At 70.7% G+C, this 14,164-nt stretch carries 18 protein-coding genes; 4 read left to right on the top strand and 14 right to left on the bottom strand.

Features of this window, described 5'->3' with window-relative positions:
* Positions 1 to 61: 61 nt before the first annotated feature.
* From BIV03_RS04130 to BIV03_RS04120, 3 genes are read right to left on the bottom strand one after another with little or no spacing between them, the layout of a single operon-like run.
* Positions 62 to 616, bottom strand: a complete 555-nt coding sequence (locus tag BIV03_RS04130; RefSeq protein ID WP_071294775.1) for a hypothetical protein — start codon at positions 614 to 616, stop codon at positions 62 to 64.
* Positions 613 to 1,203: a hypothetical protein gene (locus BIV03_RS04125; protein WP_071294774.1), complete on the bottom strand. Its 591-nt coding sequence runs from the start codon at positions 1,201 to 1,203 to the stop codon at positions 613 to 615. Before BIV03_RS04125 ends, BIV03_RS04130 begins: the two co-directional genes overlap by 4 nt.
* On the bottom strand, positions 1,200 to 2,168 hold the full coding sequence (locus tag BIV03_RS04120; protein ID WP_139199220.1) for a hypothetical protein: 969 nt from the start codon (positions 2,166 to 2,168) through the stop codon (positions 1,200 to 1,202). The genes BIV03_RS04125 and BIV03_RS04120 overlap by 4 nt, the downstream gene beginning before the upstream one ends.
* Before the next feature lie 193 nt (positions 2,169 to 2,361).
* On the opposite strand from BIV03_RS04120, the gene BIV03_RS20025 reads away from it, so the two are divergent.
* Positions 2,362 to 2,601 (top strand): hypothetical protein, encoded by a 240-nt coding sequence (locus tag BIV03_RS20025; protein ID WP_139199219.1) that lies wholly within the window; start codon positions 2,362 to 2,364, stop codon positions 2,599 to 2,601.
* Positions 2,602 to 2,668: 67 nt separating this feature from the next.
* Here BIV03_RS20025 and BIV03_RS04115 read toward each other — a convergent pair whose 3' ends face one another.
* From BIV03_RS04115 to BIV03_RS04085, 7 genes are all read right to left on the bottom strand, one after another.
* Positions 2,669 to 3,244 (bottom strand): hypothetical protein, encoded by a 576-nt coding sequence (locus BIV03_RS04115; protein WP_071294772.1) that lies wholly within the window; start codon positions 3,242 to 3,244, stop codon positions 2,669 to 2,671.
* Positions 3,241 to 4,722 (bottom strand): hypothetical protein, encoded by a 1,482-nt coding sequence (locus BIV03_RS04110; protein WP_139199218.1) that lies wholly within the window; start codon positions 4,720 to 4,722, stop codon positions 3,241 to 3,243. Before BIV03_RS04110 ends, BIV03_RS04115 begins: the two co-directional genes overlap by 4 nt.
* A complete protein-coding gene (locus BIV03_RS04105; RefSeq protein WP_071294770.1) occupies positions 4,715 to 5,188 on the bottom strand; it encodes a hypothetical protein in 474 nt (157 codons plus the stop codon). The genes BIV03_RS04110 and BIV03_RS04105 overlap by 8 nt, the downstream gene beginning before the upstream one ends.
* Positions 5,185 to 5,796 carry a hypothetical protein gene (locus tag BIV03_RS04100; protein WP_139199217.1) on the bottom strand — a complete coding sequence of 204 codons (612 nt, stop codon included), beginning with the start codon at positions 5,794 to 5,796 and terminating at the stop codon, positions 5,185 to 5,187. Before BIV03_RS04100 ends, BIV03_RS04105 begins: the two co-directional genes overlap by 4 nt.
* 17 nt (positions 5,797 to 5,813) lie before the next feature.
* On the bottom strand, positions 5,814 to 7,097 hold the full coding sequence (locus tag BIV03_RS04095; RefSeq protein WP_071294768.1) for a WXG100 family type VII secretion target: 1,284 nt from the start codon (positions 7,095 to 7,097) through the stop codon (positions 5,814 to 5,816).
* Positions 7,097 to 7,390 (bottom strand): hypothetical protein, encoded by a 294-nt coding sequence (locus BIV03_RS04090; RefSeq protein ID WP_071294767.1) that lies wholly within the window; start codon positions 7,388 to 7,390, stop codon positions 7,097 to 7,099. Before BIV03_RS04090 ends, BIV03_RS04095 begins: the two co-directional genes overlap by 1 nt.
* Before the next feature lie 106 nt (positions 7,391 to 7,496).
* Positions 7,497 to 7,790, bottom strand: coding sequence for a WXG100 family type VII secretion target (locus BIV03_RS04085; RefSeq protein WP_070417742.1), 294 nt, complete (start codon positions 7,788 to 7,790; stop codon positions 7,497 to 7,499).
* 70 nt (positions 7,791 to 7,860) lie between these two features.
* Between BIV03_RS04085 and BIV03_RS04080 the strand changes: the two genes are divergently transcribed.
* Complete coding sequence (locus BIV03_RS04080; RefSeq protein ID WP_175473636.1) at positions 7,861 to 8,418, top strand: FHA domain-containing protein; 558 nt, start codon at positions 7,861 to 7,863, stop codon at positions 8,416 to 8,418.
* On the opposite strand, the gene BIV03_RS04075 is transcribed toward BIV03_RS04080, so the two are convergent.
* The 4 genes from BIV03_RS04075 to BIV03_RS04060 all read right to left on the bottom strand — a co-directional run bounded on the left by BIV03_RS04075 (position 8,391) and on the right by BIV03_RS04060 (position 11,809).
* Positions 8,391 to 9,182, bottom strand: coding sequence for an oxygenase MpaB family protein (locus BIV03_RS04075; RefSeq protein WP_083403190.1), 792 nt, complete (start codon positions 9,180 to 9,182; stop codon positions 8,391 to 8,393). The two genes, BIV03_RS04080 and BIV03_RS04075, sit on opposite strands and share 28 nt — an antisense overlap.
* A gap of 56 nt (positions 9,183 to 9,238) precedes the next feature.
* A complete protein-coding gene (locus BIV03_RS04070) occupies positions 9,239 to 9,646 on the bottom strand; it encodes a hypothetical protein (protein ID WP_071294766.1) in 408 nt (135 codons plus the stop codon).
* A gap of 40 nt (positions 9,647 to 9,686) precedes the next feature.
* On the bottom strand, positions 9,687 to 9,980 hold the full coding sequence (locus BIV03_RS04065; RefSeq protein WP_070417745.1) for a hypothetical protein: 294 nt from the start codon (positions 9,978 to 9,980) through the stop codon (positions 9,687 to 9,689).
* Positions 9,981 to 10,177: 197 nt separating this feature from the next.
* Positions 10,178 to 11,809: a RecQ family ATP-dependent DNA helicase gene (locus BIV03_RS04060; protein ID WP_071294765.1), complete on the bottom strand. Its 1,632-nt coding sequence runs from the start codon at positions 11,807 to 11,809 to the stop codon at positions 10,178 to 10,180.
* Between the two features lie 252 nt (positions 11,810 to 12,061).
* Between BIV03_RS04060 and sucC the strand changes: the two genes are divergently transcribed.
* Together sucC and sucD are read left to right on the top strand one after the other, a co-directional pair.
* The gene (sucC, locus tag BIV03_RS04055) at positions 12,062 to 13,231 is read left to right on the top strand and encodes an ADP-forming succinate--CoA ligase subunit beta (RefSeq protein ID WP_070417747.1); all 1,170 of its coding nucleotides are present in this window, start codon (positions 12,062 to 12,064) and stop codon (positions 13,229 to 13,231) included.
* 11 nt (positions 13,232 to 13,242) lie between these two features.
* Complete coding sequence (gene sucD, locus BIV03_RS04050) at positions 13,243 to 14,130, top strand: succinate--CoA ligase subunit alpha (RefSeq protein WP_071294764.1); 888 nt, start codon at positions 13,243 to 13,245, stop codon at positions 14,128 to 14,130.
* Positions 14,131 to 14,164 lie beyond the last annotated feature (34 nt).

The raw sequence follows: 14,164 nt of genomic DNA, 5'->3' as shown, positions 1-14,164 counted from the left end.
GACTGGAGGCGCGGTGCGGGGGAACGGGTCGGCTCACCTGCGACGCGTCCAGCCCCAGCGCTCACCTCGCGTTGTGGATGCGTCGGACGAACGCCTCCAGGGACGCCTCAGCGGCAGTGAAGGCCGCAGCATGATCGCCGAGACCGGTGACCGTGATGGTCAGGGTGCCGGATCGGAAACGCCAGCAGCGCGCGACCACGGCTCCCGTCGCATCGACGAACGGCCACGTCTCCGCTGTCTGCTCCCACACCGTCTGGGCGCCGGCGCGGAGGCCCTCGAAGGGCGGGATGCCGGTACCGTCCAGTCTGTCTCCGGTCGCGGTGACGGAGACGGTCGTCGTGTCCGTCGGGGATGTGATTTGCGGGCGGAAGAACGCGAACCGGAGGTCGGGCGCGCTCATCCTGCAGTGCTGCTCGAGCGACCTAGCGGTCAAGATGACCTCCACGGTCTTGAACGGTCGCACGTACCAGGGGAAGAGCCGGTAGGTGGTCGAGTTCGCCCAGCGCTTCGGCTTGCCCCGGACATCCTCCGGCAGCGGGACGACCAACCAGTCCGCGCCAGCGAGGCCCTCGAGGTCGGGGAGGCCGACGGGCGTCGGGTCCGCGGCGCCGCTCATGACGTCTCCCGGAGTTCGAGGCTGAGCGCGAGCCGGTCCACGTGCGGCAGCGCGAGATCGACGTTGCTCTCGTGCGCGATCACCGATGTGAGCACGGCCGTGCGGGAGAGCGATTCGTCGGAGAACGGCTGCACCCATCGGACCGAGGTCTTGACGGATCGTCTCCGGAGGAACCTGCTCGGTTCCGAAGTGTGTCTGAGCAGGATCCGTGTGGCGGTACCCAGCGCGGCGCGTGTCGTCGTGATCTCGGGGTCAGCAGTGAGCGATCCATCGCGGCGCTCCGCCCAGGAGTCGTCGATCACGAAGTCGGCCGCTCCGTCTCCGACGAGGTAGTGCACCGCGGTGTGCGCGATGACGTGCACTGACGGTCTGTTCGTGGTGAGGACGGCGAAGTCCGGCGCCTCGAACGTGTCGCGGTACCGAGCAAGGTCGCTGAACTCGCGCACGAGGCGGGCACGGTCCCTCGACGACACGGCCGTCTCCGCGAAGCTCACCGCGCGAGTGGCAGCGGCCGTCCCGACTTCATCCGGCGCCCCGGGCTCGATGAACGTCCAGGCGTCGATCGGCCGGAAGTGCAGGTTCTTCATGATTTCTCTCCTCGTGATGCGCCGCTGAGCCACCACCGGTGGAGCGCCAGTGGGCCGCTCCCGTTGATCAGTGCTCGACGCCGGTACGCCACCCAAGTGAGACCGGGGAGGGCCATCGCGAGCAAGACGGCTGCGACGACGAGGTCCCAGCGCTGGGCCGGAACGGTCCAGAGCAGGGTCAGCAGCGAAGCCAGCACGACGATCGTCAGCGCTGCGGACCGTCCGCTCATCCGGTTGGGCTTGTCGACCGCGACTCTCGTCGGGTCGCCGACGCGCACAGACGTCTCCGTCCAGCCCAGCCAGCAGGTGAGGCCGACGTTCGTCGCAGCGAGCGCGAGGCACAGTGCACCGGCCCAGGGCAGTCCCGCGGCGAACGACGTCGCAGAACCCAGGACCGGCAACATGGTTGCGACGAGGACCGGCGTCACCCGTGCGACCCCGAGCTCGTTGCAGGACGACAGTGATCCCTTCGCGATGTCCAGGCTGGATCGGGTGTCGAGGCGCTGCGCCGGAGAAGACCGCACGTCCGGTTGATGCGCCGTCAGGATGCCGGATGCGTTGAAGAACGCCGTCAGCTGGTCGGGTCCGTCCGGGTACCAGGTCGCTGCATCCAGTTCTGCGCGAACGGTACCGGAGCCGTCGACCAGCAGAGCAGTGCGACGAGCGTCTTCGGTGAACACCACACGGCTGACCGCCATCGGGGACAGCGTCGAACCGGGAGTCTCCCGACGGCGCCACATGCCCTGGCCGTCCGTGAGCTCCAGCTGCTGACCACCGTTGACCGACAGCGATGCCGTACTCGTGAACCAAGCTGGTCCGTGTGGTCGGACCGCGTCAGTCGGTTCCCTCGTGATCCGTCGCCTGCCGATGATCACCGAGAAGGCAGCGACGACGACAGCGATCGATGCCGCGATCTGTGGGAGGCTCCACAACTCCCAGAGCAGGCGATGCGCCGTCGCTGCCACGACGAGGGCGGAGGCGACGGAGAGCGGGATGAGCGCACCACCCCCGAGGACCGCCACGCGCACGAGGAGCTCGGCACGGGTGAAGAACGCCGGTGGCCGAGGAAGGATGACCGTGGGACGTGGGGTTCCGTTGAGCGTTGCCGATGCTCCGTACCGCTGGATCAGCAACGCGAGACCGCTCGAATCGAGTGCGGTGGACAAGAGCGTCGGGCTCGACGCCATGATCCACCAGTCGTCGATCGGCACGATGAACTCGCGTCCGTGCTCGTCGCGGATCGCGACGGCTCCGTTGCCGGGACTCGCGACGATCGAGCGCGGGACGTCCGACCAGTCGAGGGCCCAAGCGGCCACGATCCGCCCGGTGAGCGCGAGGTGGCCCGTCGACCGCACGCCGTACAAGCGGTCGTCCACGACAGCGAGTGACTCCAGCTGACCCCGCGCGGCGCGTCGGTCGCTCAGCACGGCCGCGTGGGCGACCGTCTCCGCCCCGTCGATGACGCTCACCCCCAGTCGATGCGCAGGTCGCGGAGGAGCTCATCGAGCATGGGCCGAGCGAGGGCGCTGTCGTTCTCGTCCGGGACGAAGAAGGACACGACCACCGTGAGCTCGTTCAGGCCGTCGACGATGGGGATGATCGCACGAACGACCTGCATCACCGGCCGCCCCCGGCCGCCGGTGCTGCGTTCCCGCATCTCCACGAGCGTTGCTCTGCCGAGGGGCAGATCCAGTGTCCCGACACTGGCGTCGCCGATGCCGGACGCCCGCGGTGCACGAGCGTCGTCGATGAAGGTGTCCGCGCGGTCGACACCGGCGACGGTGTGCACGACCGTGTACGCGATCGCTCGGACCGTCGGCGCCGTGGTCGAGAGCACGAAGCAGGTCTCCGCCTTCGCCGCGGTCTGGAAGGCGGCGATGTCGCGCACGACCGTTCGGAGCACCGTGCGTTCTCGACGCTTCGGCCGCTGCTTCGCCTGCGCGAGAGCGTGCTCCACCGCTGCGTCGGTGACGTCGTCGATCTGACCCTCGTCGTCGAGCAGCGTCCACGCGCGGTTGTAGTTCCACAGCAGGCGAGTCATTCGTCTCCTCTCGGGGCTCCGATCACGATCCACCGTCCGAGCCCGACCGGTGCCTTTCCCCGCTCTGCGCGACGGCGACGGAACGTCAGCCACGAGACCAGTGGGACGGCGAGCACCAGGAGCAGGAGGCTGGTCGCAGAGAAGATGTTGCCCTGCTCGAAGTACCAGACGGCGACAGCTGCTCCGATGAACGGGATGCCCACAGCGACGAGGTGGCGTCGGGTGAGCGCTGGCTGGTCCGGACGTCCGTGCTGTTCCGGACGGATGCGAGCGACGGGGAGGCGCGAACTCGATTCGACGACGAAGACCGCGGCGACCGTTGCGACCGCGATGGCGGCGAACAGCGCCGTGACGATCGTCGCGGTGTCCCCGGGGCCCGCCGAACGAGCCCCGGCGAGCACGACCGTCGTGAAGGCCGACGATGCGAGGAACGGGTACGCGGGTACGGCGCCCAGGACGTTCGGCAGCATCAGCGACGACGGGCCGACGCGGCTGCTGCGCATCTCGTCAAGCGCGAGCGCGGGCTGGTTGCGCAGATCGTCGGATGCGACGGTAAGGACACCGAGACGCTGCAGGAACTCTCGGAGGACGAGTGCCTCGTCCGGCGACGGCGCCCACAGACGCAGCGGCAACTGCGCGCGGACGGTGTCCGTTCCGTCGATGAGCAGCACTCGAGGGTCCTCGTCGTGGACGAACGCCGCGCGCACCACGGCATCCGGCCCGAGATGCCGATCCGGTGTTGCCAACCGTTGCGCGATGCCCTGCCCGTCGACGAGGACGAGACCCTGGTCGTCCGCGCTGATCGACGCCGCGTTGCGGAACCAGGAGGGGCCGGCCACGGGCCGGAGTGCCGGCGCGTCGGCGCTCCTGGGCCGACGCCTGCGCCCTGCGGCGACGACCAGCACCACCAATGCGTTGGCGGCGGCTGCACCGGCCGAGATCCATCCGAAGGCCGGGGCGTCGGGGGTGCGGGTCATCGCCAGCACGATCGGGCCGAATGCATCCGTCAGGAATGCGCCGAGTCCGAGCAGGATGACGACGACCAGGATCTTCTGAATCCTGCGGCGTCGCCGCTCATCCGTGGGTGTCAGGACGTGGGCCGAGGCGAAGTGGCCGGGCGGTGGATCATCGGTGCCGAAACGATCGAGCAACGCGGAGAGACCGCTCGAGCGGAGTGCGAGTTCCTTCGGCACGATGGAGACGGGAGCCATCCACCAATCGTCGATCGGAACGAGGTAGAGGCTGCCGCTCACGTCCTCGATCAGCACGGCGCCGTTGCTGGCTGTGGGCGCGAGGTGCCTCGGGAGGACGTCGCCGTTCAGGAACCAGGCGCGGGCGACGGTGTCCGTCGTCGTTCGTTCACCGCCCTGGTCGAGGACGACGAGCCGATCTCGCTCGTCGATGACGAGCCGCATGGCACTGGTCGCAGCGGCCGCCCGGTCGCTCGACGCGGCAGGGCGGGCAAGGGTTTCAAGCATCGATGACGATCTTCGCAGCGAGGGCGTCGATGCGTGCGATCAACAGCTCGGCGAGCGCGGGTTCGGCGCTGCTCGATGAGAGGACGACGAGCTCGTCACCCACGACCCAGGACCACGATGCTTGGACCACGACGAAGGCTGCGCCGTCCGGCCGTTCCAGCGCGAGGCGTTGGACCAGTCGCAGCGCGTCGCCGCTGCTCGTGGGGAGCATCGATTCCTCGATCGACCCGATCGGATCAGGCGCACGGAGGCCAGCCCGGGCGACCCCGGCGGGACGGCCGTCGAGCGGGGCCGTGCGGACGGCGACCCAGCCGACCTCGCGCGAGTCCTCGAGGACCGTCCAGGCTGCTGCTGCATCCGTTTCGTTGAGGAGTCTGATGATCGTCGGCGCACTCGAGGGATCACGACGATGCGCTTCGAGGTCGAGTGGACGGAGCGTGTCGGTCGGTGGCCATGTGAACTTCATCGCCCGCCGTCCCAGGCGAAGCCGGTCATCAGGATGTCGAAGTGTGCAACGCGCTCGTCCACGAACGGATCGCCCGCGCACTGGAACGAGATCAGCGCGAAGGAGCCGTGCTCCTGCGGCACTGGCAGGAGGTAGTCCACGCGAGTCGTCCTCGCTGGCCCGCCTGATCCCGATGCAGCGAGGAACGCCGCGGCGATGTCACCGGGGAGCGACGCCGGCAGCGATCCTCCTCCGTCGATCTCTCCTTCGGACCGCGCCCGGAGTGCTTCCCCCACGGGCAACTCCGTGAGCGTCGTCGATGCACCGAGCACCGGAGCGACCGCAGGGAGTTCGAGATCGGCGATCGTCGGTCCGAGGTAGACCACACCGACCGTGAACAACATGTTCATCGGCACTCCGCCGAACTGGCCGTCGAAGAAGTACAGGTCCGTCGTCCCCGCGTTCGCCATCGTGCCGAAGGCGGAGCGGATGTCGTCGCGCGCGCGGCGCCGTGCCTCCACAGCCGTCGGGTCGTCCCCACCCCGGAGGACCAGGTGACGATCGGCGAACGCTCGCGAAGCGCGCTTCGGATCGCCGTCGACCGGGTACCGGTACCACCCGTCGGGCAAGAGGACTCGGTACTGTGTCACAGGGAACCGACGTGGATCTCGCTCTTCGACTTCCAGTACCCGTTCCAGTCCGTGGCGGCGGAGACGACGTTCACCACGGGTTCCGGCAGATCCGGGAGACCGGGAAGTCCGGAGCCGGCGACGACACCGTTGGCCAGCGCTGCGCGCGTCGCTGCCTCGCGTGCGAGGGCGGAATCCGGCGCGAGCTTGAGGACCTGAGCGGTCTCCATCAGACCGCCGGTCACGTACGTGTCGAGCAACGCCGTGAGGGGCTTCCGTCCGACCGCTTCTGCCTCCCGGATGCCGGCATCGCCACCCCGGAGGAACGCACTCAGCTCGCCGCCCACTCCGGCGTTCGCGTTTCGCGCCGCAGCGGCAGCCGATGCTGCACGTGTCTCTCCCACTGCGCCCCGCAGCAGCCCCATCGCGGAGCCGGCGTACTTGGCGGCACCGAACCCGACCCCGGCCAGTGCGAAGCCGAGGGCGTCCTTGCCGACGTCCCCCGCGCTCGCGTCACCCGCCACCGCCTGCGTTGCCGTGATCAGCAGCTTCGCGCCGGCCACAGCGAGCCCGATGGCGGCGATCACCGGGAGCGCCACGGGGAAGAAGATGGCCGCGACCACGGTGACGACCAGGAGGACGGCGCCGACGGCGTCGAGCGCATCCTTGATGACGTTGAGCACGCCGCGCGCCCCGTGGATGGCCTGCTTCACGTGGTCGAACCAGCCGTCCTTCAGCCCGTCGTCCGCGCCCTGTCGGATGCGATCTGCGACCCGACCGGCCAGCTCCCCGTACTCGCCCTGTTCGCCGAAGGGACCGGCGAGCCGGTGGATGATCGCCTTCGCCGCGTCGATGTCGCCCTGCGCCGCACTCAGTGCCCGGTCCTGCGCGTCGACCTGGTCTTGGTGTTCCGGACTGTCGGCCTCGGCCGTGATGGTCTGGTTCGCCGCAGCGCGGTGCGCGTCTCGCGCATCCTGCGCCTGCAGCAGGGCTGCGTCGGCCTCGCGCTGGAGCCCCTCGAGCCCGTCCGCCCACTGGTCGAGCGCGGCGGCGAGCTCGGTGTAGCGGCCCTTGGCCTTCTCGATGGCGCCGGCGAGGTCTCCGGCGGAGTCGCGGAACTTCGTCCCCGACTCGCTCTCCCAGCCCTCGCCGTCCTTCAGGCTGTTGAGGCGGTTGACCTGCTCGGTGATGGCCTGCTCGATCGAACGGGCACCGGAGGCGGACTGCCGGATCTCGGCCGGGTCGCCGGGCACCGGGTCGAGCTGCATGTCGACGGCGCTCCAGTCGCTGGGCCGTGCCATCAGCTGTCCTTCCCGAGGATCTTGTTCGCGAGCTCGACCTCGGTCTGGGTGAAGCCGTCGTGCGCGCTCTCGGCCATCTCGGCCACGGCCTTGATCGACTCCTGGAGGCGCCCGCGCCGGATGTCCCAGTTGCCGGCGAAGTCGTCGATCGCACTGCCGACCGTCATCGAGCCGATGCCGGTCTTGTAGTCGGATGCGGCAGAGGCGATGTGTTGGAAGTCGCCGTGCAGCCTCGAGAGGTCGGATGCGAGATTCCCGATCAGGTCGAGATCGAGCTTGATGGTGCCGGCCACGGTTCCCCCGGTGGATTCCTACTGTTGCTGGTCGTTCGACGCCGCCCCTGCGGCGAGAGCGGTGGCCGGCACCCCCAGGCGCCGGCCACCGTCGTGCTGGTCCTGACTAGCCGATGCTCGAAGCGAGCTGCTCGTCCGTCGACTCGAGCGTGTTCGCCGCGCTCTCGAGGAACCCGGCCATGCCGTCGATCGCCTGGATCGTCTGCGTCGCGCCGGAGTTGAACTCCGAGTACGTCGCGTCGAACGCCTTGGACGACTTGTCGGTGACGTAGCCCGAGGACACGAGGTTGTCGATCTGGCTCTTGAGCTGGCTCAGCTGGTCCTCGATGGACTTCTGGCCGTTGCGCAGCTGCGAAGCCTGGTTGCGGAGATCGTCGTAGGTGACGTTGACGTTTGCCATGTGCATACCCTCCCGATGCGGTATTTGATGTACCGGGAGCCCCCCGGCGGTTCGACGATACTTGATTCCGTTGCATCTCGCACCAGGTGGGGACAAGAACCAGAACGAGGGGTACACCGTGGCACGACGTCGCAAGGACGAGGGGACACCGGAGCGTCCGGTCGTCACCCACGCCGAGGTCGAGCGCGATCGACAGGCCGGTCACCTGTCGCGGGCGTGGGTACTGCCGAGCGCACCGGTGTCCGACCGCGAGCCGGACGCCGTGGTGCACACCGACCAGCCGCTCCCCACGATCGGCGTGGTGCCGCGGCTCGTGCTCGAGGTCGCACCGGGCAACGTGGTGCCGCTCGACCAGCCGGTGGTCCTGGGGCGCAAGGTCCAGACGGCACCCGGACGGCGTGCGGTGCTGCTCGACGACCCGGGTCGTTCGGTGTCGCGCGAGCACGCGGCGATCCGGCCGACGGGCGACGGCGGGCTCGTGGTCGAGGACCTCGGCTCCGCGAACGGCACGGTGGTGGTCCGGGCGTCCGGGGCGCAGGAGCCGAGCGTGGGCGGCGCGCAGGTCGTGGCCCGACCCGGTGACGTGGTGATGGTCGGCGACTACGCCGTCCGGGTCCTCGCCGGCTGACCACCGGCCGCGTACCGCCGCATCGCCTGCAGGAGCAGCGGCCCCGGTAGCCGCAGCAGCCACCCGGGCAGGATCGCCCGTGCGACCCGCACCCGGCGCACGGTCCGCCGGAAGCGCCGCTGTTCGCGCGGCCCCCACGCGAAGCCGTACTGCGACCGGAGGGCGTCCGGGAGCATCCCGACGGTGACGACCCGCACGAGCGGCATCGCGGCCCGCACCCACAGCGGCGCGAACCGGGGGTGCAGCAGGTCGCGCACGACGCCGCGGGCGTCGTCGGTGACGCGGAGCCCGGCGAGTGTGCCGGTCCAGTAGCGGTCGAAGTCGGCGACGGTCGCCGGCCAACGGTCCGCCGGCACGCGCAGCGCGGTGCCGATCGGGGCGTAGGCGTCGAGCACGCGTCCGGCGAGCGCGGGTCCCGCTGGCGTGCCGAACAGCTCGTGGGCGCGCATCGCGGAGTCGTACAGGGTCGCGGCCACCCAGAGCTGCCGGTCCACGTCGTCGGCTCCGGCGACCGGGCGGTGGGCGCGGTCCACGAAACCGGCCGCGACGGCAGCGTCGGCGTCGGTGCCGACCACCACCGCGTACACGAACGTGAGGGTGTGGGCGAGCCGTTGCTGCGGCCGTCGAGCGAAGTCCGAGTGCCGCCGGACCCCCGCTGCGACCACGGGGTCGGCGATCTGGAGCAGGATGGCCCGGCCTCCGGCGGCCAGGGGCGTGCTGTCGGCGAGGAACCGACGCAGGTCGCGTTCCGGGACCCCGCCCACGGACGGACTGGAGGGACGGTGCGGGCCCGGCCCCGTTCCTCCCGTCCGGCGACCGCTCACGGTCGTGGTCCGCGCCGTCCGGCGCGGAGGCGGGGGAGCACGTCGATCACGATGGCGGCGGCGAGCGCGAGCGTCCCGCCCACCAGGGCGGCGACGAGGAACGCCGCGCTCCCGACCTGCCCCGTGGCGGCGGCGACCAGGACGGCGACCAGCCAGATCGCCGGGAGCGGCCAGAGGTGGCTCGGCGATCCGGCGACCACCGCGAGCAGTACCCCGGCGACGACCAGCGGCACCCAGAGCACGTTCGTGCCGCACGGCGGTCCGTACGTACCCGGACCACAGTCGGTCACACCGGACCGGACACCCGTGTGCGCCGCGGCCGCGACGAGCAGGAGCGATGCGAGGGCCAGCAGCCGAGCCACGGCGGGCAGGCTGCGGACACTGTCCTGGACGCGACGGAGCACGGCCCGATCGTACTGGGCCGTGCTCCGTGGGGGCCGTCGGTCAGAGGGGCTTCGTGCCGAGGTCGTTCCCGAGGTCGGGACGGTCCTCGTCGTCGTCGTGCTCCCACAGGTCGGGGGAACCCTCGCGCGGCGAGCCACCGGTCGGCCCGTCGTCGGTACCGTCACCGGGCTGCGGCTCGACGGTCTCGCCGGCGACGGCGTCGTTCGTGACGGTCTCGAGGGACTCCTCGGACTCGTCCACCTCGTACGGGCCGACGTGCTCGCGGTCGACGTCGTCGTCGCGACGCTGCTGGGCCTCGAAGTCGTCGACGGGGCTGATGCCGGGATCGCTCATGGTGGTTCCTTTCCGTTGCGGGCTTCCTGCCTACCCGTCAGGCCTCGACGGGCGTCCGGTTTCGTGTCGTGTTCACCCGGGGGACACCTGCCGGTCACGCCGCCAGGGCAGCATCGCGGGTGCTCGGGGGAGTGGAGCGCGGTCGCCGACGGGTGGTCGAGCGACCGCGCCTTCCCCGCCCGGGCGGTCCCGGCGGGTCAGAGCCGTTCGAGCAGGTCGTGCCGCTCGATGTCGGCCAGCGCGAGCGTGCGGTAGCCGGCGGACTCGAAGAACACCGTGATGCGGTCCTCCTCCGTGCTCATCACGACACCGGTGCCCCACTCGGCGTGCTCGACCCGGGCGTCCGGCGGCCAGGCCGTGTCGTTGGCGCCGTCGGCGACGTGTGCGGCGGCCTCGTAGGCCGTCCCCGACGAACAGGTGTCGCAGTTCCCGCACGGTTCCGGCAGCTCGTCCCCGAAGTAGCCGAGCAGGAACTGCCTCCGGCAGCCGGTCGTCTCGGCGAGCTGGCGCATCATCGCGATCCGGGACTCCTCGACCCGCTCCCGCTCGGCGGCGCGGTCCGCGGCGGCACGGGCCGCACGGCCGGCGTCCCGAGGACCGTCCGGCACCCGGGCGATCCCGTCCACGTCCTCGCGCAGGGCTCGGGCGTCGAGCAGGGCGTTGAGCGCGCGACCCGCGGTCCGGCCGGAGAGGCCCGAGGCCTCCTCGACCGCCGAACGGGGCGACGAGCCGGTGGCCGGGACGGCGTCGAACACGGCACGGACCGAAGCGGGGCGCGGTGCCCCGGACGCGAAGAACGTGCGCAGGCCGAAGTCCTCGGCGCGGTAGTGCAGGGTGGCGCCGGCGGGTTCGGCGTCCCGTCCTGCTCGCCCGATCTCCTGGTAGTAGGCGTCGATCGACTCGGGCACGTCGGCGTGCACGACGTACCGGACGTCCGGCTTGTCGATGCCCATGCCGAACGCGCTGGTCGCCACCACGACGTCGACGTCGCCGTCCAGGAACCCGGTGTGCACGGCCTCCCGCTCGCGGATCGGCATGCCGGCGTGGTAGGGCCGGGCCCGACGACCCCGGGCGGCGAGCGCGTCCGCGTACTCCGTGGTCGCCGCACGGGTCGCGACGTAGACCACGGTGGCGCCGTCGAGCTCGGCCACCTGCTCGACCACGGCCGCGCGCTTCTCGGCGTCCTCGGCGTGCCGGACGACCTCGAGCCGGATGCCGGGCCGGTCGAAGCCCGACGCGAGCACGAACGGGTCGCGCATGCCGAGTCGTTCGACGATGTCGTCCCGCACCGGAGCGGAGCCGGTCGCGGTCAGTGCGAGCACGGGCGGACGGCCGAGACGCTCCGCGACCTCGCCGAGCGCCAGGTAGTCCGGGCGGAAGTCGTGGCCCCAGGACGAGATGCAGTGGGCCTCGTCGACGGCGAGCAGCACGACGCCGGCGTCGCGGAGTCGCTCGAGCACGTCGTCCTTCGCGAGCTGTTCGGGCGCCAGGAACACGTAGCCGACCGCACCGGCGGCGACGGCGTCCCAGGCCTCGGCGACGGCGCGGGCCTTCCTCGAGGCGTTCATCGCGACGGCACGGGGAGCGCCCTCGTGGTGCTCGAGTCCGACGACCTGGTCCTCCTGCAGCGCGACGAGGGGTGAGACCACGACGACGACGCCGTCCAGCTCGATGCCGGCGACCTGGTAGATCGCGGACTTCCCCGATCCGGTCGGCATCACGGCGAGCGCGTCACGCCCTTCGAGCACGGCGTCGATGACGGATTCCTGGTCGGGGCGGAGGTGCCAGCCGAACACGTCGGCGGCGCGGGTACGGAGGGCGTCGTTCACCGTTCCACAGTGCCGGGCGGACGCTGAGGGACCGTTCGACGGGTGCGCCCAGCGGATCGGGCGGGGCGGAGGTGATCCGCGCCTCCCGACCGACGGGTGCGCGCGCGACGTGACGGGCGCGCACCGCGCGTCCACCTGCCGGCGCTAGGCTGGCTGCCGGCCGTTGTCTCGACATCGAGCGACCCTCGATGGTGAGTGTGGCGACCGGGTAACCGATGCCGATCGCACGGAACGTGCGGGAAGAAGAACAGCGTGGATCTTTTCGAGTACCAGGCCAGGGACCTCTTCGAGTCCTACGGCGTCCCCGTGTTGCAGGGGATCATCGCCGACACCCCGGACGAGGCGAGGGCGGCGGCCGAGAAGATCGGCGGAGTCGTCGTCGTCAAGGCGCAGGTGAAGGTCGGCGGTCGCGGCAAGGCCGGCGGCGTCAAGGTCGCCAAGACCCCGGACGAGGCCTACGAGCACGCCCAGGCGATCCTCGGCCTCGACATCAAGGGCCACACGGTCAAGCGGGTCATGATCGCCCAGGGCGCGGACATCGCCGAGGAGTTCTACTTCTCGGTGCTGCTCGACCGGGCGAACCGCTCGTACCTCTCGCTCACGAGCGTCGAGGGCGGCATGGAGATCGAGCAGCTCGCCGTCGAGAAGCCCGAGGCCCTCGCCCGCGTCGAGGTGGACCCCCTGACGGGCATCGACGCCGCAGCCGGTCGTGCGATCGCCGAGCAGGCCGGGTTCCCGGCGGAGCTCGTGGACCAGGTCGCCGACGTCTTCGTCAAGCTCTACGACGTCTACAAGGGTGAGGACGCGACCCTCGTCGAGGTGAACCCGCTCGTCCGCACGGGCGACGGCCAGATCCTCGCGCTCGACGGCAAGGTCTCGCTCGACGAGAACGCCGACTTCCGGCACGAGGGCCACAAGGCGCTCGAGGACACCGCGAGCGAGGACCCGCTCGAGGCCAAGGCGAAGGCGCACGGTCTCAACTACGTCAAGCTCGACGGCCAGGTCGGCGTGATCGGCAACGGTGCGGGGCTCGTCATGTCGACGCTCGACGTCGTCGCCTACGCCGGTGAGCGCCACGGCGGCGTGAAGCCCGCCAACTTCCTCGACATCGGCGGCGGCGCCTCGGCCGAGGTCATGGCCAACGGCCTCGACGTCATCCTCGGCGACCCCCAGGTGAAGAGCGTCTTCGTGAACGTCTTCGGCGGCATCACCGCCTGCGACGCCGTCGCGAACGGCATCGTCGCCGCGCTGGGCATCCTCGGCGACGCGGCCACCAAGCCGCTCGTCGTGCGCCTCGACGGCAACAACGTGGAAGAGGGTCGTCGGATCCTGGCGGAGGCAGCGCACCCGCTCGTCACCGTCGCCGCGACCATGGACGACGCGGCCGAGCAGGCCGCCGAACTCGCCGCCGCAGCGGCCTGAAGGGACTGACCATGTCGATCTTCCTCAACAAGGACTCCAAGGTCATCGTCCAGGGCATCACCGGCGGCGAGGGCACCAAGCACACCGCGCTCATGCTCAAGGCCGGCACGCAGGTCGTCGGTGGCGTCAACGCCCGCAAGGCCGGCACCACCGTGACCCACGGCGACGTCGAGCTGCCGGTGTTCGGCTCGGTGCGCGAGGCCATCGACACCACCGGTGCCGACGTCTCCATCGTCTTCGTGCCGCCGGCGTTCGCGAAGGACGCCGTGACGGAGGCCATCGACGCCGAGATCCCGCTCGTGGTCGTCATCACCGAGGGCATCCCCGTGCAGGACTCCGCGGAGTTCTGGGCGCACGCCAAGGCCCTCGGTGGCAAGACCCGCATCATCGGCCCGAACTGCCCCGGCATCATCACCCCCGGGGAGTCGCTCGTCGGCATCACCCCGGCGACGATCACCGGCAAGGGCCCGATCGGGCTCGTCTCGAAGTCGGGCACGCTGACCTACCAGATGATGTACGAGCTGCGTGACCTGGGCTTCTCGACCGCCATCGGCATCGGCGGCGACCCGGTCATCGGTACCACGCACATCGACGCGCTCGCCGCGTTCGAGGCCGACCCCGAGACCGAGGCGATCGTCATGATCGGCGAGATCGGCGGCGACGCCGAGGAGCGTGCGGCCGACTACATCAAGGCGCACGTCACCAAGCCGGTCGTCGGCTACGTCGCGGGCTTCACCGCGCCCGAGGGCAAGACGATGGGCCACGCCGGCGCGATCGTGTCCGGCTCCGCCGGGACGGCCGAGGCGAAGAAGCAGGCGCTCGAGGCCGCTGGCGTCAAGGTCGGCAAGACGCCGTCGGAGACCGCGGCGCTGCTGCGCGAGGTGGTCGCGAGCAAGTAGCGCTCGCAGGTCCGGACGGACGGACGGGAGGCGC

It is taken from the genome of Curtobacterium sp. MCBA15_016 (genome assembly GCF_001865105.1).
Taxonomy (GTDB): domain Bacteria; phylum Actinomycetota; class Actinomycetes; order Actinomycetales; family Microbacteriaceae; genus Curtobacterium.
This window is presented reverse-complemented; position numbering and strand designations above follow the sequence as displayed.